At 61.9% G+C, this 25031-nt stretch carries 22 protein-coding genes, 1 tRNA gene and 1 pseudogene; 16 read left to right on the forward strand and 8 right to left on the reverse strand.

The window, feature by feature from the left end:
* Positions 1–34 precede the first annotated feature (34 nt).
* The 3 genes from dusB to ntrC are packed head-to-tail and all read left to right on the forward strand — an operon-like array spanning position 35 to position 3650.
* The gene (gene dusB / locus AC1D2N_RS21625) at positions 35–1051 is read left to right on the forward strand and encodes a tRNA dihydrouridine synthase DusB (RefSeq protein ID WP_197728258.1); all 1017 of its coding nucleotides are present in this window, start codon (positions 35–37) and stop codon (positions 1049–1051) included.
* A complete protein-coding gene (locus tag AC1D2N_RS21630) occupies positions 1048–2202 on the forward strand; it encodes a two-component system sensor histidine kinase NtrB (RefSeq protein ID WP_130652323.1) in 1155 nt (384 codons plus the stop codon). Before dusB ends, AC1D2N_RS21630 begins: the two co-directional genes overlap by 4 nt.
* A complete protein-coding gene (ntrC, locus tag AC1D2N_RS21635; RefSeq protein WP_017964172.1) occupies positions 2199–3650 on the forward strand; it encodes a nitrogen regulation protein NR(I) in 1452 nt (483 codons plus the stop codon). The genes AC1D2N_RS21630 and ntrC overlap by 4 nt, the downstream gene beginning before the upstream one ends.
* 148 nt (positions 3651–3798) lie before the next feature.
* Here the strand turns inward: ntrC and AC1D2N_RS21640 are convergent, their stop codons facing one another.
* From AC1D2N_RS21640 to AC1D2N_RS21650, 3 genes are all read right to left on the reverse strand, one after another.
* A complete protein-coding gene (locus tag AC1D2N_RS21640) occupies positions 3799–4155 on the reverse strand; it encodes a TraR/DksA family transcriptional regulator (protein ID WP_018241915.1) in 357 nt (118 codons plus the stop codon).
* 210 nt (positions 4156–4365) lie between these two features.
* On the reverse strand, positions 4366–5199 hold the full coding sequence (locus AC1D2N_RS21645) for a universal stress protein (RefSeq protein WP_245484463.1): 834 nt from the start codon (positions 5197–5199) through the stop codon (positions 4366–4368).
* A gap of 183 nt (positions 5200–5382) precedes the next feature.
* Positions 5383–5766, reverse strand: coding sequence for an EF-hand domain-containing protein (locus AC1D2N_RS21650; protein WP_245484464.1), 384 nt, complete (start codon positions 5764–5766; stop codon positions 5383–5385).
* A 78-nt stretch (positions 5767–5844) separates the two neighbouring features.
* Here AC1D2N_RS21650 and AC1D2N_RS21655 point away from each other — a divergent pair.
* From AC1D2N_RS21655 to hflX, 7 genes and pseudogenes are all read left to right on the forward strand, one after another.
* Positions 5845–6050, forward strand: a pseudogene (locus AC1D2N_RS21655) (nitrogen regulation protein NR(I)); the annotation flags it as partial.
* Positions 6051–6656: 606 nt separating this feature from the next.
* Positions 6657–7646 carry a potassium channel beta subunit family protein gene (locus tag AC1D2N_RS21660; protein WP_018241919.1) on the forward strand — a complete coding sequence of 330 codons (990 nt, stop codon included), beginning with the start codon at positions 6657–6659 and terminating at the stop codon, positions 7644–7646.
* Between the two features lie 331 nt (positions 7647–7977).
* Positions 7978–10248 (forward strand): sensor histidine kinase NtrY-like, encoded by a 2271-nt coding sequence (locus AC1D2N_RS21665; protein ID WP_018241920.1) that lies wholly within the window; start codon positions 7978–7980, stop codon positions 10246–10248.
* Entirely contained in the window at positions 10238–11602 is a 1365-nt protein-coding gene (ntrX, locus tag AC1D2N_RS21670) for a nitrogen assimilation response regulator NtrX (protein ID WP_018241921.1), read from the forward strand. Before AC1D2N_RS21665 ends, ntrX begins: the two co-directional genes overlap by 11 nt.
* 66 nt (positions 11603–11668) lie before the next feature.
* The gene (locus tag AC1D2N_RS21675; protein WP_130652327.1) at positions 11669–12532 is read left to right on the forward strand and encodes a D-amino-acid transaminase; all 864 of its coding nucleotides are present in this window, start codon (positions 11669–11671) and stop codon (positions 12530–12532) included.
* A 112-nt stretch (positions 12533–12644) separates the two neighbouring features.
* Positions 12645–12887: an RNA chaperone Hfq gene (gene hfq, locus AC1D2N_RS21680; RefSeq protein ID WP_003539403.1), complete on the forward strand. Its 243-nt coding sequence runs from the start codon at positions 12645–12647 to the stop codon at positions 12885–12887.
* 77 nt (positions 12888–12964) lie between these two features.
* Positions 12965–14290 carry a GTPase HflX gene (gene hflX / locus AC1D2N_RS21685; RefSeq protein ID WP_130652328.1) on the forward strand — a complete coding sequence of 442 codons (1326 nt, stop codon included), beginning with the start codon at positions 12965–12967 and terminating at the stop codon, positions 14288–14290.
* Between the two features lie 31 nt (positions 14291–14321).
* Here the strand turns inward: hflX and mazG are convergent, their stop codons facing one another.
* A complete protein-coding gene (gene mazG, locus AC1D2N_RS21690) occupies positions 14322–15167 on the reverse strand; it encodes a nucleoside triphosphate pyrophosphohydrolase (protein WP_130652329.1) in 846 nt (281 codons plus the stop codon).
* 20 nt (positions 15168–15187) lie between these two features.
* Positions 15188–15775, reverse strand: coding sequence for a deaminase (locus AC1D2N_RS21695; RefSeq protein ID WP_130652330.1), 588 nt, complete (start codon positions 15773–15775; stop codon positions 15188–15190).
* A gap of 268 nt (positions 15776–16043) precedes the next feature.
* Here AC1D2N_RS21695 and cysG point away from each other — a divergent pair, with 268 nt between their 5' ends.
* From cysG to AC1D2N_RS21720, 5 genes are all read left to right on the forward strand, one after another.
* Complete coding sequence (gene cysG, locus AC1D2N_RS21700) at positions 16044–17480, forward strand: siroheme synthase CysG (RefSeq protein ID WP_112906557.1); 1437 nt, start codon at positions 16044–16046, stop codon at positions 17478–17480.
* Between the two features lie 2 nt (positions 17481–17482).
* Entirely contained in the window at positions 17483–17797 is a 315-nt protein-coding gene (locus tag AC1D2N_RS21705; RefSeq protein WP_011651871.1) for a DUF2849 domain-containing protein, read from the forward strand.
* Between the two features lie 8 nt (positions 17798–17805).
* Positions 17806–19476, forward strand: coding sequence for a nitrite/sulfite reductase (locus tag AC1D2N_RS21710; protein WP_130652331.1), 1671 nt, complete (start codon positions 17806–17808; stop codon positions 19474–19476).
* A 10-nt stretch (positions 19477–19486) separates the two neighbouring features.
* Positions 19487–19999, forward strand: a complete 513-nt coding sequence (locus tag AC1D2N_RS21715; RefSeq protein ID WP_018241928.1) for a DUF934 domain-containing protein — start codon at positions 19487–19489, stop codon at positions 19997–19999.
* Positions 20000–20088: 89 nt separating this feature from the next.
* On the forward strand, positions 20089–21300 hold the full coding sequence (locus AC1D2N_RS21720; protein ID WP_130652332.1) for a UbiH/UbiF family hydroxylase: 1212 nt from the start codon (positions 20089–20091) through the stop codon (positions 21298–21300).
* Here AC1D2N_RS21720 and AC1D2N_RS21725 read toward each other — a convergent pair.
* From AC1D2N_RS21725 to AC1D2N_RS21735, 3 genes are all read right to left on the reverse strand, one after another.
* Positions 21268–22230 carry an AEC family transporter gene (locus AC1D2N_RS21725; RefSeq protein WP_130652333.1) on the reverse strand — a complete coding sequence of 321 codons (963 nt, stop codon included), beginning with the start codon at positions 22228–22230 and terminating at the stop codon, positions 21268–21270. The two genes, AC1D2N_RS21720 and AC1D2N_RS21725, sit on opposite strands and share 33 nt — an antisense overlap.
* Before the next feature lie 214 nt (positions 22231–22444).
* Positions 22445–23380 carry an MBL fold metallo-hydrolase gene (locus AC1D2N_RS21730; protein ID WP_130652334.1) on the reverse strand — a complete coding sequence of 312 codons (936 nt, stop codon included), beginning with the start codon at positions 23378–23380 and terminating at the stop codon, positions 22445–22447.
* 242 nt (positions 23381–23622) lie between these two features.
* Positions 23623–24372 carry a cytochrome c biogenesis CcdA family protein gene (locus AC1D2N_RS21735; RefSeq protein ID WP_018241932.1) on the reverse strand — a complete coding sequence of 250 codons (750 nt, stop codon included), beginning with the start codon at positions 24370–24372 and terminating at the stop codon, positions 23623–23625.
* Between the two features lie 254 nt (positions 24373–24626).
* Between AC1D2N_RS21735 and AC1D2N_RS21740 the strand changes: the two genes are divergently transcribed.
* A tRNA-Lys gene (locus tag AC1D2N_RS21740) sits at positions 24627–24702 on the forward strand.
* Positions 24703–25031: the final 329 nt, after the last annotated feature.

Raw genomic sequence — 25031 nt, forward strand, 5'->3', positions numbered from 1 at the left:
AGGGAATAATGGCTAAAAATAATGCAGTTCTATTGTGTGCCCGAAAGATAATCAATTGATTTCCAAGGACCTCGCAGCGCCTTTCCGAATCGGACCCGTGTCCGTGCGGAACCGCGTTGTGCTGGCGCCGATGTCCGGCGTCACGGATATGCCCTTCCGCGAGCTTGCGTGGCGCTTCGGTGCCGGCCTCGTCGTCACCGAAATGGTGGCGAGCCGCGAACTGGTCAATGACACGGCCGAGTCCTGGTCGCGGCTGCGGGCTGCGGGCTTCCGGCCGCATATGGTGCAGCTTGCCGGGCGCGAGGCGCACTGGATGGCCGAGGCTGCCAAGATCGCCGCCGATCATGGCGCCGATATCATCGACATCAATATGGGCTGTCCGGCAAAGAAGGTGATCGGCGGTTATTCCGGCTCGGCGCTGATGCGCGATCCCGATCATGCGCTCGGCCTCATCGAGGCGACGGTCAAGGCCGTGGACATTCCGGTAACGCTGAAGATGCGCCTTGGCTGGGACGAGAATTCGATCAACGCGCCTGACATTGCGCGCCGCGCCGAGGCCGCCGGCATCCAGCTTGTGACCATTCACGGGCGCACCCGCATGCAATTCTATGAAGGCCGGGCCGATTGGGACGCGATACGCGCCGTCCGCGACGTAATCTCAATCCCGCTGATCGCCAATGGCGATGTCGAAACCGCAGGCGACGCGCAGGAAATATTGCGCCGCTCCGGCGCCGATGCCGTGATGATCGGCAGGGGCTGCCAGGGCAGGCCGTGGCATACCGGCGTCATATCAGGTGCGCCTCCACCGCAATCCCTGAAGATCGCCGAGCTCGCCGTCGAGCATTACCGCATGATGCTGGATTTCTACGGCGAAGCGGTGGCGATCCGCCACGCCCGCAAGCACCTTGGCTGGTATCTCCAGCGTTTCGCGCCTGATCTGTCAGGCGCTGAAAAGGCGGAGATCATGACCTCGCGCGACCCGCGCGAAGTGGCCGCGCGCCTCTACGACGCGCTTGCGGCAAGTATTGTCGACAGCCGGGAGGCGGCATGACGAAGGATATGACATCTCCGTCCGATCACGCCGGCGGGACCGTCGCCATGGCCGTGCTGAACGCCATCCAGAACCCCGTCATCATGGTCGACGAATCCGGCTTTGTCGTTTTCGCCAATTGGGAGGCGGAGGCCTTCTTCGGCGCCAGCGCCTCGCATCTGGCCCGTTACCGTATCTCGACCTTCATTCCCTTCGGCAGCCCGCTGCTCGCCTTGATCGACCAGGTGCGCGAGCGCAAGGCGCCGGTCAACGAATATCGCGTCGACCTGAGTTCGCCCCGCCTCGGCCAGGACAAGCTCGTCGATCTCTATGTCGCCCCGGTGCTCAGCGAGCCCGGCGCCGTCGTCATCGTTTTTCAGGAACGCTCGATGGCCGACAAGATCGACCGGCAGCTGACACATCGCGCCGCCGCCCGCTCGGTGACCGGTCTTGCCTCGATGCTGGCGCACGAGATCAAGAACCCGCTCTCCGGCATACGCGGCGCCGCCCAGCTGCTTGAGCAGTCTGCGATCGATGACGATCGGGCGCTGACCCGGCTGATCTGCGACGAGACCGATCGCATTGTCTCGCTGGTCGACCGTATGGAAGTCTTTTCCGACGAACGCCCCGTCGACCGCATGCCGGTCAATATCCATTCCGTGCTCGATCATGTGAAGGCCGTCGCCAAGGCAGGTTTTGCCCGCAACATCCGAGTGACCGAAAGTTATGACCCGTCGCTGCCGGCCGTTTATGCCAATCGCGATCAGCTCGTCCAGGTCTTCCTCAATCTGGTGAAGAACGCCGCCGAAGCGGTCGGCGATCGGCCGGACGGCGAGATCATGCTGACGACGGCCTATCGCCCGGGCATCCGTCTTTCGGTCGCCGGCACGCGCGAAAAGATCTCGCTGCCGCTGGAATTCTGCGTCCATGACAACGGTCCCGGCGTTCCCGCCGATCTGGTGCCGCATCTCTTCGATCCCTTCATCACCACCAAGCCGAACGGCAGCGGCCTCGGCCTGGCGCTGGTCGCCAAGATCATCGGCGATCACGGCGGCATCATTGAATGCGACAGCCAGAACAGCCGCACGACATTCCGCGTTCTCATGCCGGCGTCGAAGGACGCCTCGCTCGATGACGCCTCTATAGCAAGCTCGACAGGACCTTCTCGATGACAGCCACGATCCTCGTTGCAGATGATGATGCGGCCATCCGGACCGTGCTCAACCAGGCTTTGAGCCGCGCCGGCTATGACGTTCGCATCACCTCCAACGCCGCTACCCTCTGGCGCTGGATTTCGGCAGGCGAGGGCGATCTGGTCGTCACCGATGTGGTGATGCCCGACGAGAACGCCTTCGATCTGCTGCCGCGCATCAAGAAGGCGCGGCCCGACCTGCCCGTTCTCGTCATGAGCGCTCAGAACACCTTCATGACCGCCATCAAGGCCTCGGAAAAGGGCGCCTACGACTATCTGCCGAAGCCCTTCGATCTCACCGAGCTGATCGGCATCATCGGCCGGGCGCTTGCCGAGCCGAAGCGCAAGCCTGCCAAGCTTGAAGACGACATGCAGGACGGCATGCCGCTGGTCGGCCGGTCGGCGGCGATGCAGGAAATCTACCGTGTGCTCGCCCGCCTGATGCAGACGGACCTGACGCTGATGATCACCGGCGAATCCGGCACCGGCAAGGAGCTCGTCGCCCGCGCGCTGCACGACTACGGCAAGCGCCGCAACGGCCCGTTCGTCGCAATCAACATGGCGGCGATCCCACGTGATCTGATCGAATCCGAACTCTTCGGCCACGAGAAGGGCGCCTTCACCGGCGCGCAGACCCGCTCGACCGGCCGCTTCGAGCAGGCCGAGGGCGGCACGCTCTTCCTCGACGAGATCGGCGACATGCCGATGGACGCCCAGACACGGCTTCTGCGCGTCCTGCAGCAGGGCGAATACACCACCGTCGGCGGCCGCACGCCGATCCGCACCGATGTGCGCATCGTTGCCGCCACCAACAAGGACTTGAAGCAGGCGATCAACCAGGGCCTCTTCCGCGAGGATCTCTATTACCGCCTCAATGTCGTGCCGCTACGCCTGCCGCCGCTGCGCGACCGCGCCGAGGATATTCCCGACCTGGTGCGCCATTTCATCCAGCAGGCGGAAAAGGAAGGTCTTGGCTCCAAGCGCTTCGATCAGGAAGCCCTGGAACTGATGAAGGCCTATGCCTGGCCGGGCAACGTCCGTGAGCTGGAAAATCTCATCCGCCGTCTGATGGCGCTCTATCCGCAGGATGTGATCACCCGCGAGATCATCGACGCGGAACTCCGCTCCGACGTGCCTGACAGCCCGATCGATAAGGGGCCGATCCGCAGCGGCTCGATGACGATCGCGCAAGCCGTCGAAGAGAACATGCGCAGCTACTTTGCAGGCTTCGGGGACAATCTGCCGCCCCCCGGCCTCTATGACCGTGTGCTGACGGAAATGGAATATCCGCTGATCCTCGCCGCACTGACGGCAACGCGCGGCAACCAGATCAAGGCGGCCGATCTCCTCGGTCTCAACCGCAACACCTTGCGCAAGAAGATCAGGGAACTTGGCGTCTCGGTCTACAGAAGCTCCCGCACCGCCTGAGCGTGTTGGGCTTGCACGGTGCTGCGGAGGGATGTCGAACGCGCATCCTCCCGGTCGCGATGACGCTCATGAATGGCTCATCAGCGCACGCGCCGGCTGAGCTGGCCCGATATCAGATAGTGCTTCATGAGCATGGTGACCTTGCAACTCAGGCTTCAAACGACTGAGCGCAAGACTGACAGAAAGGTGTGTGTGGGACGGCGTCAAGCCTCTTCTCGCCGATCGGCTTGCTGCATTTCACACATGTGCCAAAAGTTCCGGCTTCAATCCGGTCCAACGCCGCTTGGACGGCTAAGAGCTCCTTTTGTCCAGCTTCGCCGAGTTCTTCCAGGACTTCATCGTTATTTCGCTCTGTGGCACGATCATCATCGTCAGGATTCCGAGGTTCTTCGAAATCATTCTCGATCGCTTGCAGGCGGGTTTCTAGCTCGCGCCGGCGTTGCTCAAGGATCGCCTTGTGCTTTTCGATATACTGCCTCGTTTGCGAGGAGGACTGCTTCTGCATGATCGCTCTCCAGCCGGCCTATGTTCGTGACCGACACCTTGTTTTGCGGGGAATTTCGCCCCTGACGGGACGTAGCTTTCGGTCCGCGAGTGTCCAGGCTTCCTTGTCCGAAGAGCCAACTTGCAGGATACTGCTTTACATTGGCTTTGCCCACGGCCGTGACTCGGAAACGGGCAGAAGAAGGTCACAGACCCATGCGGGCAGTTTCCTTCAATGTGACATGAGCACCGGCAGCAGAGGCTTTTCCAAGACGCCATCGGTTGCTCCGCCCAGGACGAAATCTCGCAACCTCGAGTGTCCAAATCCTCCCATGACCAGCATATCGGCGCTCAGTTCCAGTGCTGTTTGTTGAATGCTCTGACCGGTCGATGACGACGTAAAGCGAGTGACCGTTGCGCTTGCATTGACGCCGCTCGAAACCAAGATCTCAGCGAGATGCGCCCCGGTTGTCTCCGGCAGCGGCTTTTCGCCCGTCAGAGATAGGACCGAAACCCGCTTGGCCTTGTGAATGAATGGGTTTGCATCGCTGACGGCCCGAGCGGCGGCTCGACTTCCGTCCCAGGCGATGACCAGATGGTCGATTGGGCCCGCAAGGGTCTTGTTGGGAAAGATGATGGCTGGCCGGCCGGATACGAATATGACCGCTTCGGCGACAATACGGGTATCCGGAACGTCCGCGATACATTCGAGAATAGCCAGATCGAAGAACCGTGCTTCCTTGGCCACCGTCTCGTGCAATAGAGGCAAGGTGGTTTTGACCGTTCGACAAGATAATTCAACCATGGCGTTTGCTGCGAGGTTGGTCGCCGCGGCAACCAGGGTTGCGGCGCGATCGCGGCTCAAAGTCTCGGCATGCTCGATCATCTGTGGAGTATCGAGCAGCAACGACGACCAGGCGTTGGGAATGTGCGGGATCTCGACCCTTAGCGCGCAGGCGTGAAGATTTGCACCGTAGTACCCAGCAAACGCTACAGCGTTCGAAATGATCAATCCGGAACTTGAATCGGGATACGTTGCCAGCGGGAGAAAATATTGTGCCGTCATGTCCTGCTCCATCTCTCGCGGACCGTCACGATTGCAATCTATTCCATTCGTCACAAGTCGGCATTGATGTAACGCAATTGCCGGCGCTCCGGCTTCTCTGGCCTTGGCACGGCGCCGCGTAAGGCTGGCCCCGAAGGAGCATTGCACCTGGAGTTGGTGGTCGCTGCAATGCCGAGGCGCCGGTCACATGTCCTGCATAAACGCCTGCATTTCTTCAGGTGTGACTTTGCCGTCATTGTTTGCGTCGACCGCGTCGAAGACGCGTTTGTGGATTGCGGTCAACTCTTCGAAAGAAATTGCGCCGTCCCCGTTGGTATCGGCGACGACGAACATGATCTTCATCATATGACCGCGCATTGGCCCCATCATGCGCATTCCTTCATTCATGTCCGATGACATCATGTTGCGGCTCATCATGCCGGGCATCATTTCCGATCCTTCGGCCGCGGGCTTAACCTCCGACTGAGCCGAGTCTGGACTTTTCGTCTGGGCGGACGCGATGCCCACGGCACCGACGCCACCGAGCAAGGCCAGCACAGTGATAGTTGGCAGTCTGAACATGGACATTCTGCATCTCCTCTTTGAGCCATTATCCTCCATGACTATGGAGCTGCTTTTAGAGATACGACGAATGCCGGATTCAAGCGTTGCGTTGGATCAAACTGCCTGTGCTACTTCGCAGGCTTCGGGGACAATCTGCCGCCGCCCGGCCTCTATGATCGTGTGCTGACGGAAATGGAATATCCGCTGATCCTCGCCGCACTGATCTTCTCGGTCTCAACCGCAACACCTTGCGCAAGGAGATCAGGGAACTTGGCGTCTCGGTCTACAGAAGCTCCCGCACCGCCTGAGCTCGCTCGGGGGCGCGATAAAAAGAAGGCGGCGGGCCCTCATGTTTGCCCACCGCCCACCCCTCCCGGCGTCCGCCGCCACGGTCGGGAGGAGAGGTAAGCCTATCTGAGCCAGGTCGCGGTTTATATCCAAGCAGACAAACAAAGGTGCGGTGTCATTCAACAGTCACATAAGCATTTGTGAGGAGTGATTTGGCGCCAGGCGAATGTCATTGAAGTTGCTGCGGTCGTCGTCGCCATGCCTGTGGATAAGCTGTGGATATCCGGTGGACGACACGATCAACCAGCGGGCGATAACGTCGCAGATACCAATCGCATGTTGCCTATCCGTTCCGAATCTCATCATTCTGCGGTCGCTGCTATCGACCTCCGCCGCAAACGTCGTCGATCGCATGCCACGGGCGCTCCGACTGATGTCGTGGAGCGCCCTTTTCTTTACAGTCGGGCTGACGGGAACTGCGACATTGTGTTTTGGTCAACTTGCCGGGCTGAGCCTCGCATATCGTTGAGCATGCCATAGATTACGCGAATCGGTCGTCGATCAATCGGGCGACACCGACCCCGGTGACAGACCGGCACATATTCATAATTTACGGGAGTTGCATGATGGAATATCGACGTTTGGGAAAGTCGGGCCTGAAAGTGAGCGAGTTCTCCTTCGGCTCATGGGTCACGTTCGGCAAGCAGGTCAATGGAGGCGACGCCGTCGACCTCATGAAGCTTGCCTATGACAACGGGGTGAACTTCTTCGACAATGCCGAAGGATACGAGAGCGGTAAGTCCGAAATCGTGATGGGCGAGGCGCTCAGCAGGCTTGGCTGGAGCCGCGACAGCTTTGTCGTTTCCAGCAAGGTCTTCTGGGGAGGCCAGAAGCCGACGCAGCGCGGCCTGTCGCGCAAGCATGTGACCGACGCCTGCCACGCAGCGCTCAAGCGGCTTCAGGTCGACTACCTCGACCTTTACTTCTGCCACCGCCCGGATATCGACACGCCGATCGAGGAAACAGTCCGGGCGATGCACGATCTCGTTGCCCAGGGCAAGGTGCTCTATTGGGGCACGTCGGAATGGTCGGCGCAGCAATTGACAGAAGCCTACGCCGTTGCCCGGGACTTGCGCATCACGCCGCCGACCATGGAGCAGCCGCAGTACAACATCTTCGAACGCCAGAAGGTCGAGTCCGACTATCTGCCGCTCTATGACCTGATCGGCCTTGGCACCACGATCTGGTCACCGCTCGCCTCGGGCGTCCTAACCGGCAAGTACAATAACGGTGTGCCGGCCGACAGCCGTATGAACCTGCCGGGCTATGAATGGCTGAAGGAAAAGTGGTCGAGCGATGCCGGCCTGGCCCAGCTCAAACAAGTTGGCGAACTCGCAAAGCTCGCGGACGAGATCGGGATATCGATCACGCATCTCGCCCTTTTGTGGTGCCTTGCCAACCGGAACGTCTCGACCGTCATTCTTGGAGCCTCGCGCGCCAGCCAGTTGCAGGACAATCTCGCGGCCCTCTCACACCGAGAGAAGGTGACGTCTGACGTGCTGGACCGGATCGACACGATCGTCGGAAACAAGCCCGAAGGACCACGTCGGTTCTAAAGCATGTCGCGCAAAAGTGTGCAGCGGTTTTGCGCTAACGAACATGCGTCAAACAAAGACCTAAAGCGCGAGGAGCGATCTGAAAGATTGCGACGCGCTTCAGGTGAAACAACTTCCCTCGACGGGTCAGATTAAGGCTCGTCGAGGGAAGCACGGCTTGACAACGTGACGAGACGCGTTGCATTTTCGCCACAATGCGTTGCTTAAAGGTCACGCAAGGGTTTAGGTATTTCGCTCCCGATCGAGTCGTTGCGACGCTGGCTTTCTGAGCCGGCGTTGCTTGGTTTCGATTGATGGCGAGGGCGGCAGGTGCCGTCCGAAGAGAGGCCGAATGACGCAGGATGGGGTATCGCCGGCGGCGGCGGGCGAGACGGTGACGACGGTGACCGATCGCCGCGCCCTTTTTGCTGTGCCTGGCCTCGTGCTCGCCGGCGGCGCGCTTCTCTGCGCCACGGCCACGCTTTTCGTGCTGCTCGGCCTGACGCCGATCGCGCCGACGTCGCATGTCGTCATCACCTCGGTGATCGTCAATTCCTTCTTTGTCCTGACGCTGCTCGCCTTGATCGCTCGCGAGGTAGCAAGGCTGCTGAAGGCGCGCACCCGCGGCCGTGCCGCAGCCCGCCTGCATATCCGCATCGTCGTGCTCTTTTCGATCGTCGCGATCACGCCGGCGATCCTCGTCGCCATCTTTGCCAGTATCACGCTGAATGCCGGCCTTGACCGCTGGTTTGCCCTGCGCACCCAGTCGATCGTCAGCTCGTCGCGCAATATCGGCCAGGCCTACATGATGGAGAATGCCAGCTACCTGCAGGGGCAGACGGTCTCCATGGCCAACGACCTGGAGCGCAACCGCGCGCTCTACAGCCTCGACAGGACGGGCTTTGCAGACTTGATGACCCGCCAGGCGAGGGGCCGCGGCCTGCTTGGCGCCTTCCTCGTCGAGCGCGACGGCTCGGTGATCGTCCAGGCCGATATCGCCACCGAAAAGCCGCTGCCGGCCATTCCGCAGGACGCATTGGAAAAGGCCGCCGCCGGCCAGCCGACGCTGATCCCGCCCGGCGTTACCAATCTCGTCGGCGCTATCATCAAGCTCGATGCCATCCAGAGCACCTTTCTCTATACGGTGCGCGCCGTCGATCCCAAGGTCATGGGCGCCATGCGCATGATGGAGGAGAACGCCACCGAATACCGCTCGATGGAGGCCAACCGCTTCTCGCTGCAGATCGCTTTTGCCGTGCTCTACATCGGCTTCGCGCTGATCGTGCTCCTGGCGGCGATCTGGACTGCGATCGCCGTCGCCGACCGCATCGTCCGGCCGATCCGCCTGCTGATCACGGCGGCCGACAGCGTTGCTTCGGGCAATATGGATATCGTCGTGCCGGTGCATGCCGTCGACGGCGACGTCGCCAATCTCTCGCGCACCTTCAACAAGATGATCTCGGAAATCCGCACCCAGCGCGACGAGATCCTCGAGGCCAAGGACGAGGTCGACGACCGACGCCGTTTCATCGAAGCGGTGCTATCGGGCGTCACCGCCGCCGTCATCGGCGTCGAGCAGGACCGCCGCATCGCCATCGTCAACAGCTCGGCCGAGACGCTGATGTCACTGTCGGCCGACGAAATGCTCGGAAAGCAGCTGGTCGACATCGCGCCGGAGGTCGATCAGGTGCTGACCGAGGCGGCGGTGCGTTATCGCGGCGATTTCCGCAAGCAGATTGCGCTGGTGCGCGGCGGCACTGTGAGGACGCTGAGCGTGCAGGTCACCCGCGAGGAAGTGCGCGACATGAGCGAATCCTACGTGATCACGCTCGACGACATCACCGATCTCGTCATCGCCCAGCGCTCGACTGCCTGGGGCGACGTGGCCAGGCGCATCGCCCATGAGATCAAGAACCCGCTGACGCCGATCCAGCTTTCCGCCGAGCGCATCCAGCGCCGCTACGGCAAGCAGATCGATCCGGGCGACCGGACCGTCTTCGACCAGTGCACGGATACGATCATCCGCCAGGTCGGCGATATCGGCCGCATGGTCGATGAATTCTCCGCCTTTGCCCGCATGCCGAAGCCGACCAAGGAGCCGAGCGACCTGCGCAATATCCTGCGCGACGCGATCTTCTTGCGTGAGATGGGCAACCATCACGTCACCTTCGAGCAGGATTTCGGGGAGCAGCCGCTGGAGGGCCTGTTCGACAGCCGCATGCTCGGCCAGGCCTTCGGAAATCTCATCAAGAATGCCGTGGAATCGATCGAGGCAGTTCCGAGCGACGAGCGGGACGAACGCAAGATTCTCGTCCGCGCCGCACTCGATACCGGCCGCGACCGCTTCACCGTCGACGTCATCGACAATGGCCGCGGCCTCCCGGTCGAGAACCGCCACAGCATTCTGGAACCCTATATGACGATGCGCGAGAAGGGCACCGGCCTCGGCCTCGCCATCGTCAAGAAGATCATCGAGGAACATGGCGGGCAGCTCGAGCTGCATGATGCGCCCGCCGATTTTGACCGGGGAAGAGGGGCCATGATCCGCGTGCATCTGCCACGCCTGGATCCGACGCCTGCTGCCCCCGCAGCCAATGACAAGGAAAGCGTTTATGGCTTCTGATATTCTCGTCGTCGACGATGAGCATGATATTCGCGAGATCGTTTCCGGCATTCTCTCCGACGAAGGGCACGAGACGCGCACCGCCCATGACAGCGACAGCGCGCTGGCGGCAATTTCCGATCGCGTGCCGCGGCTGATCTTTCTCGATATCTGGATGCAGGGCAGCAAGCTCGATGGCCTGTCGCTACTCGACGAGATCAAGACTCGCCATCCGGAATTGCCGGTCGTGATGATATCAGGCCATGGTAACATCGAGACCGCCGTCTCGGCGATCAAGCGCGGCGCCTTCGATTTCATCGAGAAGCCTTTCAAGGCCGACCGGCTGATCCTGATCGCCGAACGCGCGCTGGAGAATTCCAAGCTGAAGCGCGAGGTTTCCGAGTTGAAGCGCCGCACCGGCGACGCACTGGAGCTGATCGGCACATCGGTCGCCGTTTCGCAGCTGCGCCAGACGATCGAGAAGGTGTCGCCGACCAACAGTCGCATCATGATTCTCGGCGCCTCTGGCTCCGGCAAGGAGCTGGTGGCGCGAATGATCCACAAGAAGTCGGCCCGCGCCAACGGCCCCTTCGTTGCGATCAACGCCGCCAACATCACGCCCGAACGCATGGAGGTGGCGCTGTTCGGCACCGAGGGCACGCCCGGCCAGGCGCGCAAGATCGGCGCGCTCGAGGAAGCCCATCGCGGCATCCTCTATCTCGACGAAGTGGGCGAAATGCCGCGCGAAACGCAAAACAAGATCCTCCGCGTGCTGGTCGATCAGCAGTTCGAGCGCGTCGGCGGTTCCAAGCGCGTCAAAGTCGATGTCCGTATCATTTCCTCGACCGCCTACAATCTCGAGAGCCGCATCGCCGAGGGTTGGTTCCGCGAGGATCTCTACCACCGCCTTGCCGTCGTGCCGGTGCGTGTGCCGGCGCTGGCCGAACGGCGCGAGGACATTCCCTTCCTCGTCGATCAGCTGATGCGCCAGATATCAGAGCAGGCCGGCATCCGTCCGCGCCGCATCGGCGACGACGCCATGGCCGTGCTGCAGGCGCACGACTGGCCCGGCAACATCCGCCAGCTGCGCAACAATATCGAGCGACTGATGATCCTTGCCCGCACCGACGGCCCGGATGCGCCGATCACCGCCGACATGCTGCCGACCGATCTCGGCGACATGCTGCCGAAGGTGTCCGCCAAGAACGACTATCACATCATGACGCTGCCGCTGCGCGAAGCCCGCGAGATGTTCGAGAAGGATTATCTGATCGCCCAGATCAACCGCTTTGGCGGCAATATCTCTCGCACCGCGGAATTCGTCGGCATGGAGCGTTCGGCGCTGCACCGCAAGCTGAAGTCGCTCGGCGTCTGATTGTATCCGGCGCGGCCGAGGCCGCGCCGCCTCCTATATATTGCTTCCCGGAAGACCAGGTTTCCCATGCCGAGAATTGCCTATGTGAATGGCCGTTACGTCAAGCATTCCGATGCCAGCGTGCATATCGAGGATCGCGGCTACCAGTTTGCCGATGGCGTCTACGAGGTCTGCGAAGTGCGCCACGGCTATATCGTCGATCTCACGCGCCATCTGAACCGTCTCGACCGTTCGCTCGGTGAATTGCGCATCGCCTGGCCGATGAGCCGGGCGGCGCTGACGCAGGTCATTCGCGAGACGCTGCGCCGCAACCATGTCCGCAACGGGCTTTTCTACATGCAGGTGACGCGCGGCGTCGCCCGCCGCGATCATGTCTTCCCGGCCGAGGGAACGCCGCCCTCGCTCGTGATCACCGCCAAAAGCACCGATGCCAAGATCATCGCCGCCAAGAACGCCAACGGCATCAAGGCGATCACCCTTGTCGACAATCGCTGGGACCGCGTCGACATCAAGTCCGTCGGCTTGCTGCCGAATGCCATGGCCCGCCAGCAAGCCAAGGAGGCCGGCGCCCAGGAAGCGATCTATGTCGACGGCGACGGCATGGTGAAGGAAGGGGCGGCGACCAATGTCTGGATCGTCGATCCGGACGGAACGCTGGTGACGCGCCCGGCCGAACACGGCATTCTGCGCGGCATTACCCGCACCACTCTGATGGATGTCGCAGCCAAGTTGGGGTTGCAGATCGCCGAGCGGAGCTTCTCCGTTTCGGAGATGCTCGCAGCCCGCGAAGTCTTCCTCACTGCAGCCACAAGCATTTGTTTTCCGGTCGTTTCCGTCGATGGCCAGGCCATTGCCAACGGCCATCCGGGCAGCGTTTCGCAGAAAATTCGCGAAGCCTTTTTCGACGTTGCGGAAAAGATTGCGATTTGATACCAAGATTTGCTGGACAGGTGGAATGAGGATGCCACCGGTCTTCGCATGGTGAGGTTGATTGATATTCTACCGGCCAGATCAGGTCGGCAATAAAGAAAGAAGCGGCGCGATGGCGGAACGTTCTCAGAATCTTCAGGACTTATTTCTCAATACTGTTCGCAAGCAAAAGATTTCCCTGACAATCTTTCTGATCAACGGCGTGAAACTCACGGGCGTTGTTACGTCTTTTGACAATTTCTGTGTTCTTCTTCGCCGTGACGGCCATTCGCAGCTCGTGTATAAGCATGCGATCTCTACGATCATGCCGGGCCAGCCCATGCAGATGTTCGAGAGCGAAGAAGCAGCGTCCTAACAGGATCAGCCGTCATTTCGACACGCGATACCAAGAACGATTCGATCATCCCTGAGGCCGCCAAGCACAGGGACGACATGCGCGCGACTGTCGTTGTGCCGGTTCTGAAATCGCGCAGTCGCGGCGGCCAGAGCGAATCGGCCTCGACCCGCACGCCGGAAAGCCGGCTCGAAGAGGCGACGGGCCTTGCCCAGGCGATCGACCTCGATGTCGTCAATGGCCAGATCGTCCCGGTCAATGATCCGAGGCCGGCCACATTGCTCGGCACCGGCAAGATCGAGGAGATCAAGGCGCTGCTCGACGAGCGGGATTCCGGTCTCGTCATCGTCGATCATCCGTTGACGCCGGTGCAGCAGCGCAACCTCGAAAAGGAATGGAACGCCAAGGTCATCGACCGGACGGGCCTCATCCTCGAAATCTTCGGCCGCCGCGCCTCCACCAAGGAAGGCACGCTGCAGGTCGATCTCGCCCATCTGAATTATCAGAAGGGCCGTCTGGTGCGAAGCTGGACCCACCTTGAACGCCAGCGCGGCGGCGGCGGCTTCATGGGCGGCCCCGGCGAAACCCAGATCGAAGCCGACCGACGGATGCTGCAGGACCGCATCATCAAGCTCGAACGCGAGCTGGAGCAGGTCGTGCGCACCCGCCAGCTCCACCGCGCCAAGCGCCGCAAGGTGCCGCACCCGATCGTGGCGCTCGTCGGTTATACCAATGCCGGCAAGTCGACGCTGTTCAACCGCATCACCGGCGCCGGCGTGCTGGCCGAAGACATGCTCTTTGCCACGCTCGACCCGACGCTTCGGCGCATGAAACTGCCCCACGGCCGCACCGTCATCCTGTCCGACACCGTCGGCTTCATCTCCGACCTGCCGACCCATCTGGTCGCCGCCTTCCGGGCGACGCTGGAAGAGGTGCTGGAAGCCGATCTCATCCTGCATGTCCGTGACATGTCCGATGCCGACAACCAGGCGCAGAGCTCCGACGTGATGCGCATCCTGAACGACCTCGGCATCGACGAGGCCGAAGCCGAAAAGCGGCTGATCGAAGTCTGGAACAAGATCGACCGGCTGGAGCCCGAGGTGCACGATGCCATGGTGCAGAAATCGGCCGGCGCCAGCAACGTGGTGGCGGTTTCAGCCGTCAGCGGCGAGGGCGTCGACACGCTGATGGAAGAGATCAGCCGCAGACTGTCAGGCGTGATGACCGTTGCAACGATCCGCCTTCCGGTCGACAAGCTGGCGCTGCTGCCCTGGCTTTACGATCATGCGATCGTCGACGGCCGTGAGGATAATGAGGACGGCACGATCACGCTTGATCTGCGCCTGTCCGAAACCGAAGCGACCGAACTCGAGCGCCGCATCGGCATTGGACCGAAGTCTTCAAAGGAAGATTGGGAGCGGTAAGGCGTTCAAGGGGGACGTGGCAACGTTCCGCTCACTCCGCCCCCGACGTCACAGCCCGCTCGATCGCCTTCGCTGCCTGCCAGATTTCCTCCATCCGCTCCAGCGTCGCGTCTTTCAGCGTCTCGCCTTCTGCTTCAAGAACCTGTTCTATATGGCTGAACCGACGACGGAATTTCGTATTCGTTCCGCGCACTGCCTGTTCCGGATCGGCCTTGACGTGACGGCCGATATTGACGACCGCGAAGATCAGGTCGCCGAGCTCGTCGCTGACCTTTGCCTGATCGCCTTCGCGAAGGGCTGCCCGCAATTCGCCGATCTCCTCCTCGATCTTGTCGAGGATCGGCTCCGGTGCTGACCAATCGAAGCCGACCTTGGCGGCGCGTTCCTGTAGCTTCAGGGCTTCCGTCAGGGCCGGGAAGCTGCGCTGCACCGAGCCGAGGAAGCCGCTGTTGACGTCCTCGGTGATGCCGCGCCGCGAGCGCCGTTCGGCGCGCTCGCGTTTCTCCGCCTGCTTGATCTCGTCCCATTGGATCTTCACCGCGTCCGGCGTATCCGCCGCCGAGCGGGCAAAGACGTGCGGATGGCGGCGGATCATCTTGGCGGTGATGGCGTTGACCACGTCGCCGAAGGAAAATTCGCCGGCCTCCTCGGCCATGCGGGCGTGAAAGACCACCTGCAGCAGCAAGTCGCCCAGTTCGTCGCAGAGATCGTCCATATCGCCACGCTCGATCGCATCGGAGACCTCATAGGCCTCCTCGATCGTATAGGGCTTGATCGTCTCGAAGTTCTGCACGATGTCCCAGGGGCAGCCGGTTTCGGGATGGCGCAGCGCCGCCATGATCTCGATCAGCCGCGAAATGTCTTTGGAAGGTTGCATGTTGCCTCGGTTCAGCGGGCTTAGTTCAATGGAATGTCGTTGGCGCTCTTCGACGACTGGTAGCTGGTCGACAGCGCGTCGTAGCGCGCCTTGATGCGGGCGGTCTGTGTCTTCAGCGCGGTCTTCAGCGGAGCCTCCTCGGTCTCGACGAGATCGGCGACGGCAAAGCTGTTCCAGAAGGCGTTTTGCCTGCGATAGCCGCCGGGTTCAAGCCCGAAGACCTCCTTCAGGATCTTCAGGTCGTGCGGAATGGCGAAGGCGTCGCGCGAATCCTCATGGCTGAAAAAATAGTAGAAATTGTCGAAGCCGGCCCAGGTGATCGCCGACACGCACATGGTGCAGGGTTCGTGCGTCGACAGGAAGATCAAATCCTTGGTCGGCGGCTTGTCGCCAAGCTCGTAGAAGCGCTTCAGCGTATGCACCTCGCCGTGCCAGAGCGGATTCTCCAGCTCGTTATTGGTCTCGGCGACGACAAGCGAAAGATCGGATTTCCGCAGGATCGCCGCACCGAACACCTTATTGCCAAGCGAAACGCCACGCTCCGTCAGCGGCAGGATATCGTCTTCCATCACCGAAAGCAGGCGGGAGGCAATGGTCTTATCAGGCATGAGGGCCCTCCAGTTTTCCTCAGTCTATCGCCTTGGCGGCGCGAGTGAAATGCGTGAAGCACCGGTGGACGTTTTTTGTCACAGGCTTTATTCTGCACTGCAGCAAGCGGGCTGGGAATATGCGGCTTTTTGGCAGCACGGGTGACTTTTCTCAAATCACGGACGGCACGAGCAAAAGAATACCTGCTTGCTTGGGCTTTCGAATTTCTGTTCCTTCAATCCCTTGTCGATCAAGGGCATATTCCGGCAACTTCGAAGTGGATTGATGATGCCTCCCAAGACTGAACAGCTTTCGGTATTTCCCGCCTTCTTTCGCGTGGAAGGCCAGAAGACGGCTGTCTTCGGCAATGGCGATGAAGCTTTCGCCAAGGTGCGGCTGCTGCTCAACACAAAGGCGCGGATTGTCGCCTATGCCGACCGGCCGGAAGCCGATTACCACGCGTTCCTGATCGCCAACCGTATCGAGACCGTGCGCGCTGCCTTCTCCGCCGAACAGGTCGAGGGTTCGGCGCTCGTCTTCGCCGCAACCGGCAATGAAGCCGACGACCGGAGCATCGTCGACGCTGCGCGCGCCGCCAGAATTCCGGCCAATGCCGTCGATCAGCCCGATTACTGCGATTTCTTCACGCCGGCGCTGGTCAACCGTGCGCCCGTCGCCGTTGCGATCGGCACCGAAGGGGCAGGGCCGGTTCTGGCGCAGATGATCCGCGCGCAGATCGACCAGCTTCTTTCGCCCTCGCTCGGCCGCCTTGCCGGGCTGGCGACGAGCTACCGCAAGGCCGTCGACCAACTGATTCCGAGAGGCGTCTCCCGCCGGGTCTTCTGGCGCCGTTTCTTTTCCGGTGCCGTCGCCGATGCGGTCGCCAATGGCAACCTGCCGCAAGCCCGCCATGCCGCCGACCGGCTGCTGCACGCGATGGACAAGGTCGCCGGCCACGTCTGGCTGGTCGGCGCCGGTCCGGGTGCCGAGGATCTGCTGACGTTGCGCGCCCAGCGCGTGATGATGGAAGCTGACGTCATCGTCTATGACGCCCTCGTGCCGCAGGCGATCGTCGATATGGGCCGCCGTGATGCCGAGCGGCTTTCCGTCGGCAAGCGCAAGGGCTGCCACTCGAAGTCCCAGGAAGAAATCAACGACCTGCTGGTCGATCTAGGCCGTCAGGGCAAGCGCGTCGTCCGTCTGAAATCCGGTGATCCCCTGGTCTACGGCCGGGCAGGGGAAGAGATGGCGGCATTGCGCGCTGCCGGCATCACCTATGAAGTCGTGCCTGGCATCACCTCGGCTTTCGCAGCCGCTGCCGATTTCGAGCTGCCGCTGACGCTGCGCGGCGTTGCCTCCTCGCTGGTCTTCACCACCGGCCATGATCTTACAGGCGACGTGCTGCCCGATTGGGCAAGCCTTGCCGTTTCCGGCGCGACCATCGCCGTCTATATGGGCCGCACGGTTGCTGCCTCCGTCGCCGAGCGGCTGATGCAGGCGGGCATTCCCGCCGAAACGACCGTTGCCGTCATCGAAAATGCCAGCCGCGCCGATCGCCGCCTGCTGCATGGCACGCTCGCCGATCTGCCCGATCTGCAGCACCGCGACGAATTGACCGGGCCTGTCATGGTCATCATCGGCGATGCGGTCGCCGGCGCCAATTTCGAACTGTCCGAGCCCCTGGTGCGCGCAAACGCCCGGCTCGAGGAACTTGCAAGGAGCTGAATATGGGTGACAAGGTTCTGACCGCCAACCGGCTGACGGACGGCATTGCCGTCTGGCTGGATGCGAACGGCAAGTGGTCCACCTCGCTGCAGGAGGCGCTCGTTGCCCGTCATGCCGAGGCCGTTGCCGCGCTGGAGGCGATCGGCAAAAAATCCTATGCCGACAACGAGGTCGTTGACGTCGCCGTCGTCGACGTTCAGGAAACCAACGGCATTCTCTGGCCGCTTCGCTTGCGCGAGCGCATCCGCGCGCAAGGCCCGACCATGGAATATGCCCCGGGCTACGCTCCTGCCGATCCCGAATTCATTGCAGTCTGAGGAAGACGATGTACCGTTACGACGAATTTGACCATGCCTTTGTTACCGAGCGCGTCGAGCAGTTTCGCGATCAGGTCGAGCGCCGCCTTTCCGGCGAGCTCGCCGAGGACGCGTTCAAGCCGCTGCGCCTGATGAACGGCGTCTACCTGCAGCTCCACGCCTACATGCTGCGCATCGCCATTCCCTATGGCACGCTGAGCTCTCGCCAGCTGCGCATGCTCGCCCATATCGCCCGCACCTATGACCGCGGCTATGGCCACTTCACCACGCGCCAGAACCTGCAGTTCAACTGGCCGAAGCTGTCCGATATTCCCGATGCGCTCGCCAACCTTGCCAGCGTCGAGATGCATGCGCTGCAGACCTCGGGCAACTGCATCAGAAACGTCACCGCCGATCACTTCGCCGGCGCCGCCGCCGATGAGATCGCCGATCCGCGTCCTTACGCCGAAATCCTGCGCCAGTGGTCGTCGGTCCACCCGGAATTCTCCTTCCTGCCGCGCAAGTTCAAGATCGCCGTCACCGGCGCCGAGCGTGACCGCGCCGCAATCCAGGTCCATGATATCGGCCTGCACGTGAAGACGAACGACAAGGGCGAGATCGGCTTTGCCGTCTATGTCGGCGGCGGCCAGGGCCGTACGCCGATGATCGCCAAGCTGATCCGCGACTTCCTGCCCGAGGAAGACCTGCTCTCCTACACCACGGCAATCGTGCGTGTGTACAATCTGCACGGCCGCCGCGACAACAAGTACAAGGCCCGCATCAAGATCCTCGTGCACGAAACTGGCACCGAGGAGCTGACGCGCCAGGTGGAGGCTGAATTCGCCGCGCTGAAGGATACCGAGCTCAAGCTGCCGGAAAAGGACGTCCAGTCGATCGCTGCCTATTTCGCGCCGCCTGATCTGCCCGAGCGCGCCGAAGGCTGGGAAAATCTTGCCCGCTGGAAGAAGGCCGATTCCGGTTTCTCCCGCTGGGTCCAGCAGAACGTGCAGCCGCACAAGAACCCTGATTACGGCATGGTGACGATCTCGCTGAAGCCGATCGGCGGCATTCCGGGCGATGCCTCCGACGCGCAGATGGATGCGATCGCCGATCTGGCCGAGGAATATGCCTTCGACGAAATCCGCGTCAGCCATGAGCAGAACCTGATCCTGCCGCATGTGGCGCTTGCCGATCTCGAAGCCGTCTATCGCGGCCTCGTCGCCATCAATCTGGCGGAAGCCAATGCCGGCCTGATTACCGATATCATTGCCTGTCCGGGGCTGGACTACTGCGCGCTTGCCAATGCGCGCTCCATCCCGCTGGCGCAGGAAATCTCTCGCCGCTTCGGCGATGCCGAACGCCAGGCCGAGATCGGTGAGCTGAAGATCAAGATCTCCGGCTGCATCAATGCCTGCGGCCATCACCATGTCGGCCATATCGGCCTGCTCGGTGTGGAGAAGAAGGGCGCCGAACTCTACCAGATCACCCTCGGCGGCTCCGGCGACGAACATACCTCGATCGGCGAGATCATCGGCCGCGGCTTCGAGCCGGACCGGGTGACCGACGCGATCGAGACGATCGTCGACACCTATCTCGGCCTGCGCCTCGATCAGTCCGAGAATTTCCTCGCCGCCTATCGCCGTGTCGGACCGCAGCCGTTCAAGACTGCGCTCTACGGCTCGGCCGCCGAAGCGGCATAAGGAGGGGATGATGACGAAGATCTGGAGAGAAACCGGTTTTGTCGAAAACGATCCCTGGGTGATCGAGACCGACGAGGTGAAGGCGACCGAGGAGCAGAAGCCGCTGCTTGGTCTCGACGAGCTGATCGCCAAGGCCGACGAAAGCAACGATGTCGGCCTCGGCGTGCTGATCAAGCCGGCCGACGACGTGCGCCGGCTGGAGCCCTATCTCTATCGCCTTGAAATCGTTGCCGTCGCCTTTCCGGCTTTCAACGACGGCCGCGCCTTCAGCCATGCCTCGCTGCTGCGTCAGCGCCTCGGCTACACCAACGAGCTGCGCGCCGTCGGCGACGTGCTGATCGATCAGGTGCCGCTGATGCTGCGCGTCGGCATCGACAGCTTTTCCGTCACCAACGCCACGGCGCTGAAGCGGCTGGGCGAAAACCGTCTTCCCGCCATTCCCCATCATTATCAGCCGGCGGTGCGTGACGCCGAAGCCGGCAAGGGCTATAGTTGGCGCCGTCAGGCGAAGCCGGCCGCATAAGCGACCGGTCCGCCGTTGCAGTGCATGTCGCGCAAAAGTGTGCAGCGGTTTTGCGATAACGACATGCTTTAGAATGGCGGAATGATAGCATGAAGACATTCGAAGTGGCGGTGATCGGTGGCGGTCTCGCTGGCATGATCGCCGCAATCGCGCTGGCGCGCGGCGGTCGCAGCGTAGCGCTGGTGGCACCCGTTGCCCCGAAAGAGGACCGGCGCACCACGGCGCTGATGGATCAGTCGATCCGTTTCCTCGATCGCCTGGCGCTCTGGGAAAAGCTCCGCCCCGCAGCCGCTCCTCTCACCAGCATGCGCATCGTCGACGGTACCGATCGGCTGCTGCGCGCGCCGACGACCACCTTCCGCGCGGCCGAGGTCGGTCTCGATGCCTTCGGCTACAATTTCCCGAACAAGGCGCTGACCGGCATTTTGGAAGAAGCTGCGGCCGGCGAGGGCAATATCACCCGTTTCACCGATATGGCCGAATCGATCGAAATATCAGCCGTTTCAGTCTCGATCACGCTGACCGGCGGCGAGACGCTGTCGGCCGATTTTGCCGTCGGCGCCGATGGCCGCGGCTCGAAGCTGCGCGAGACATCCGGCATTACTGTTCGCAACTGGTCCTATCCGCAATCTGCCATGGTGCTGAATTTCGCCCATTCGCTGCCGCACCAGAATATCTCGACCGAATTCCACACCAAACACGGCCCCTTCACCCAGGTGCCGCTGCCGGGAAGCCGCTCCAGCCTCGTCTGGGTGCAGGATCCCGCGGAAGCCGCGAGCCGCATGGAATTGCCGCTTGCCGAACTCGGCGCGCTCGTCGAGGCGCGCATGCAGTCCATGCTCGGCAAGGTTGATGTCGAGGAGGGCGTCCAGGTCTGGCCGCTCTCCGGCATGATGGCGCATCGTTTCGGCAAGGGACGCATCGCGCTGATTGGCGAGGCCGCCCATGTCTTCCCGCCGATCGGGGCACAGGGGCTGAACCTCAGCCTGCGCGATATCATGGCGCTTGCCGATATCCTCTGCGACAGAGCGGAATTGCCGGTACCGGCTGACGCCGGCGAAAGCTTCGACCGCAGGCGCCGCGCCGACATCATGACGCGCACGGCAAGCGTCGACATTCTCAACCGCTCGTTGCTTTCGGATTTCCTGCCTGTCCAGATGCTGCGGGCTGCCGGCCTGCATATCCTCTCGGCCATACCGCCACTGCGCAACATCGTCATGCGCGAGGGCATCGAGCCAGGCCGCGGCTTCCGCGATATTCCGGAGGCGCTACGGGAAAAGCTGAAGCGGAAGAAGGCCTGATCGGATCACGATCAGCCAGAGCGAAACAGTCACCACCGATAGCACCGTCGTGATCAGGATCGTCGCCGAGGCGCGCTCCTGCCAGACGCCGTATTGCTGGCCGATGACGAAGACGTTGGTCGCCGTCGGAAGGCAGGCGAGCAGCACGGCGGCCTGGATCCAGACCGGCTCGAAACCGCCAACCGCCGTGAGCGCAATGAAAACCGCGATCGGATGCAGGATCAGCTTCGCCGGCACGATATAGGAGATCTCGGCCGGGATTCGTTTCAGCGGCCGGAGCGCCAGCGTCACGCCCATGGCAAAGAGCGCGCAGGGAGCCGCCGCCTGGGCGAGATAATCGACCAAGCGCTGAAACGCCGGCGGCTGGTCGATGTGCAATGCGGCCACCACAAAGCCTGCCGCCGTCGACAAAATGAAGGGGTGCAGCGCGACCTTCCGGACGATATCAGCGACAAGCTGGCCTGTTGAACGCTTGTCGTCGCCGGCTGCCGCCATCAGCGCCGGCGCGACGATGAAATGCAGTGCGTTCTCGAAGCAGATGATCAGCGCCACCGGCACGGCTGCGCCTTCGCCGAGCGCCAAGAGTGCCAGGCCCGGCCCCATATAGCCGATATTGCCATAGGCGCCGGCAAAGGACTGGATGGTGCAATCGGCAAGCGAATTGCCGCGCACGAGACGGCCGATGACGAAAAGCAGGATGAAGACCGCATAGGTCGCCGCGATGTCGGTGACAATGAAATCGACGCGCGTCAGCTCTTCGATCGGCGTGCGCGAGACGAGCTTGAAGAACAGAGCGGGAAGGGCGGCATAGATGATGAAGGTATTCAGCCATCCGAGCGCTTCGGCCGGCTGCTTGGTCGCCTTGGCGGCGATGTAACCGATCAGGATCAGGCCGAAGAACGGCAAAAGCAGGCTGACAATATCGGCCAAGAGGTCTTCCAGTACGCGGGGATGGTCGGCGGGTCAGGATCTGACTTAAGCAATTCCAGCGAAAGTGTGTAGCGGTTTTGCGTTCGGAATTGCGCAGAAACAAGAGCAATTCCAGCGAAACTGTGTAGCGGTTTTGCGTCCGGAATTGCGCAAAAACAAATCGATAGAGCGTGGACTCGTTGAGTACACGCTCTACCGCCAACCGAACACGCGATCAGTAATCCCAGAAGGCCGCTACCCAGCGAAAGGCGTCGCCGTCGACCGCCACCCGGCCGACGGAGGGGAATGGCAGGTGAGTGGCCACCAGCTGCTCGCCGGTCTCCGCCAGTTCCCGCAGAAGACGGACCCGAACGCGCGCCGCCTCCTCGGGGTCGTGTTCGAAGCCGTTGTACCAGTCCGGATGTTCGAACCCGACCGCGAACACGGCGTCGCCGGCAAACATCAGCCTGTCCCCGCCGGACGCCAGGCGGATCACGCTGTGCCCGGGGGTATGGCCGCCGGTGCGATGGACGACCACGCCCGGCGCCACCTCGTACTCGTCATCGAACAGCCGGAAATGGCTGCGATACTCCTTCGCGAACCGCTTGGCGGTCGCCCGAAGCGCGTCCGGGAACCCGGGCGGCATGGAGACCCGGGAGAAATCGGGCGCCTCCCAGAACTTGACCTCGGCGGCAGCCACGTGGATCCGCAGGTCCGGCCGCAGCTGGTCCTTCACCCCGTCGACCAGCAGCCCGCCAATATGGTCCATGTGCATGTGGGTCAGCACCACGTCGGTCACCGACGCCAGATCGATGCCGGCGGCCTCCAGGCGCTTGATCAACTGCCCGGCCCGCGGCAGGTGCAAGTCCGGGTCGATCCCCAGCCCGGCGTCGAGGAGTATGGTCTGGTCGCCGCTGCGCACCACGACCACGTTCAGCGCCCAGTCGAAAGCATCCGCTGGCAGGAACATGTCTTTCAGCCAGGTCGCTCGGACGGACGGATCGATGTTGTGGCCCAGCATCGCGGTAGGGAGCGGTAGCACTCCATCACTGACCACCAGCACCTCAATCTCGCCGACCCGCACCGCGTAGCGCGACGGAACCAGTTCGTCGAGCCGAGGTCTGCCGGTGTGTGCGGTGTTTTCCCGGCTCGTCTTTGTCTCAAGGTTCATGTTCGTCTCCTTCTGACCGCCGCCTTAAACACGGCATCGACGACGCTACATCGAGGCGTATTTGCGATCGATTGGGTCGAGGGATAAGGGCGGGTGGGGCCGAGGGACAGGGCAAGCCATACCAGGGCATAGGTGCAGGCCTGGCTTTTTACTGCCGGCGGCGTGCTGAAGAGCGCGGAGTCGATCAGATCAGCGGACGCGGCAAGCCTGCTGCATAGCCTGGAAAATCGGCAACCCGTCGCCTAGCCGATCTGCATCAGGATCGGAAAGGTCTGCTGGAACCAGATCGCCACATTGCTGACCCAACCGAACAGGAAGGCGAGGCCGGTGAGCACGAGGAAGAGACCCATCACCTTTTCCACCGTGCCGAGATGGCGGCGGAAGCGCGACAGGAAGCGCATGAAGGCGCCGGAAAAGCCGGCGGCAATCCAGAACGGGATGGCAAGGCCGAGCGAATAGATGGCGAGCAGCCCGGCGCCGGAGCCGACCGTCTCACGCGAGGCGGCAACGCCGAGAATGGCGCCGAGCACCGGGCCGATGCACGGCGTCCAGCCGAAGGCGAAGGCAAGGCCCATGATATACGCGCCCGTCAGCGTCGCCGGCTTGCCGCTGCCCTGGAAGCGCGCCTCGCGGGCAAGCACCCCGATTCGAAAGAGGCCGAGAAAGTTCAGCCCCATGACGATGATGATCAGCCCGCCGATCTTCGACAGGAGGTCGAGATGCTGGCGAAGCGCCATGCCGATGCTGGAGGCACCGGCGCCGAGCGCCACGAAGACGGTGGCAAAGCCGAGCGTGAAAAAGAGGGCAGAGAAGAACACGCCGCGTCTGACGTCGGGCGCGACCACAACCGCACCGCCGCCGCGGAACTGCTCGACTGAAATGCCGGCCATATAGCAAAGATAAGGCGGGACGAGGGGAAGCACGCAGGGCGATAGAAAGGAAAGCGCTCCGGCAATCAACGCGCTCCACAGGGAAATATCGGCAATCGACACGCATTCTCTCCGGCTGCAATCTGCGTGATGTTCCTAGCTTTGCAGCTCCGGGATTGCCAATCACCTTTTTGCGCGCGCAAGACAAGATGCCTTTGCACGCAAGACATTTGTCTTTGCGCCCGCAAGGCAAGATGCCTTTGCCCGCAAGAAATGTGCCGACAGCCGGAAAAAGGCAAATTTTTCGGTTGACCGCAATGGGTCGCCTGCCTATGTTCCGCCCACTTCCAGCCGGGGTGGTCACACCCGCGGAGAGGGAGAGCGTAGCTCAGCCGGTAGAGCAACTGACTTTTAATCAGTAGGTCTCGGGTTCGAACCCCGACGCTCTCACCATAAAAATTCAACGAATTCAACATGGTAGAGACTGTAATCGACGGCAACGAATGCCGCCGATTACGACATTTTCCGGCACATGACGCGGTTTTACGGCACTAGGCGTTCGGCGATGTCGGCCATCTGAAAAAGGACATCATCGCCTACCTTCACCAAATCGGGCGGGTGGAGGAGATATGCCGCGCCGATCGACAGCGCAACGTCATAGAGTATGAATAGGGGTGAATACAAAAGCCCCGCCAACATGGCGAGGCTCTCATTCTGCTGATCTGACGGGCCGTTCTTAGAACTTCACGCCGACCCCGAACTTGAGTTCGTGCTGATCGAGG

Source organism: Rhizobium sp. P1_B8 (genome assembly GCF_056406515.1).

What these genes read in the sequence shown, in the direction of transcription:
- AC1D2N_RS21630 (WP_130652323.1), top strand. Translation starts at nt 1,048, where the DNA reads ATGACGAAGGATATGACATCTCCGTCCGATCACGCCGGCGGGACCGTC.
- ntrC (WP_017964172.1), top strand. Translation starts at nt 2,199, where the DNA reads ATGACAGCCACGATCCTCGTTGCAGATGATGATGCGGCCATCCGGACC.
- AC1D2N_RS21640 (WP_018241915.1), bottom strand. Translation starts at nt 4,155, where the DNA reads ATGCAGAAGCAGTCCTCCTCGCAAACGAGGCAGTATATCGAAAAGCAC.
- AC1D2N_RS21645 (WP_245484463.1), bottom strand. Translation starts at nt 5,199, where the DNA reads ATGACGGCACAATATTTTCTCCCGCTGGCAACGTATCCCGATTCAAGT.
- AC1D2N_RS21650 (WP_245484464.1), bottom strand. Translation starts at nt 5,766, where the DNA reads ATGTCCATGTTCAGACTGCCAACTATCACTGTGCTGGCCTTGCTCGGT.
- AC1D2N_RS21660 (WP_018241919.1), top strand. Translation starts at nt 6,657, where the DNA reads ATGGAATATCGACGTTTGGGAAAGTCGGGCCTGAAAGTGAGCGAGTTC.
- AC1D2N_RS21665 (WP_018241920.1), top strand. Translation starts at nt 7,978, where the DNA reads ATGACGCAGGATGGGGTATCGCCGGCGGCGGCGGGCGAGACGGTGACG.
- ntrX (WP_018241921.1), top strand. Translation starts at nt 10,238, where the DNA reads ATGGCTTCTGATATTCTCGTCGTCGACGATGAGCATGATATTCGCGAG.
- AC1D2N_RS21675 (WP_130652327.1), top strand. Translation starts at nt 11,669, where the DNA reads ATGCCGAGAATTGCCTATGTGAATGGCCGTTACGTCAAGCATTCCGAT.
- hfq (WP_003539403.1), top strand. Translation starts at nt 12,645, where the DNA reads ATGGCGGAACGTTCTCAGAATCTTCAGGACTTATTTCTCAATACTGTT.
- hflX (WP_130652328.1), top strand. Translation starts at nt 12,965, where the DNA reads ATGCGCGCGACTGTCGTTGTGCCGGTTCTGAAATCGCGCAGTCGCGGC.
- mazG (WP_130652329.1), bottom strand. Translation starts at nt 15,167, where the DNA reads ATGCAACCTTCCAAAGACATTTCGCGGCTGATCGAGATCATGGCGGCG.
- AC1D2N_RS21695 (WP_130652330.1), bottom strand. Translation starts at nt 15,775, where the DNA reads ATGCCTGATAAGACCATTGCCTCCCGCCTGCTTTCGGTGATGGAAGAC.
- cysG (WP_112906557.1), top strand. Translation starts at nt 16,044, where the DNA reads ATGCCTCCCAAGACTGAACAGCTTTCGGTATTTCCCGCCTTCTTTCGC.
- AC1D2N_RS21705 (WP_011651871.1), top strand. Translation starts at nt 17,483, where the DNA reads ATGGGTGACAAGGTTCTGACCGCCAACCGGCTGACGGACGGCATTGCC.
- AC1D2N_RS21710 (WP_130652331.1), top strand. Translation starts at nt 17,806, where the DNA reads ATGTACCGTTACGACGAATTTGACCATGCCTTTGTTACCGAGCGCGTC.
- AC1D2N_RS21715 (WP_018241928.1), top strand. Translation starts at nt 19,487, where the DNA reads ATGACGAAGATCTGGAGAGAAACCGGTTTTGTCGAAAACGATCCCTGG.
- AC1D2N_RS21720 (WP_130652332.1), top strand. Translation starts at nt 20,089, where the DNA reads ATGAAGACATTCGAAGTGGCGGTGATCGGTGGCGGTCTCGCTGGCATG.
- AC1D2N_RS21730 (WP_130652334.1), bottom strand. Translation starts at nt 23,380, where the DNA reads ATGAACCTTGAGACAAAGACGAGCCGGGAAAACACCGCACACACCGGC.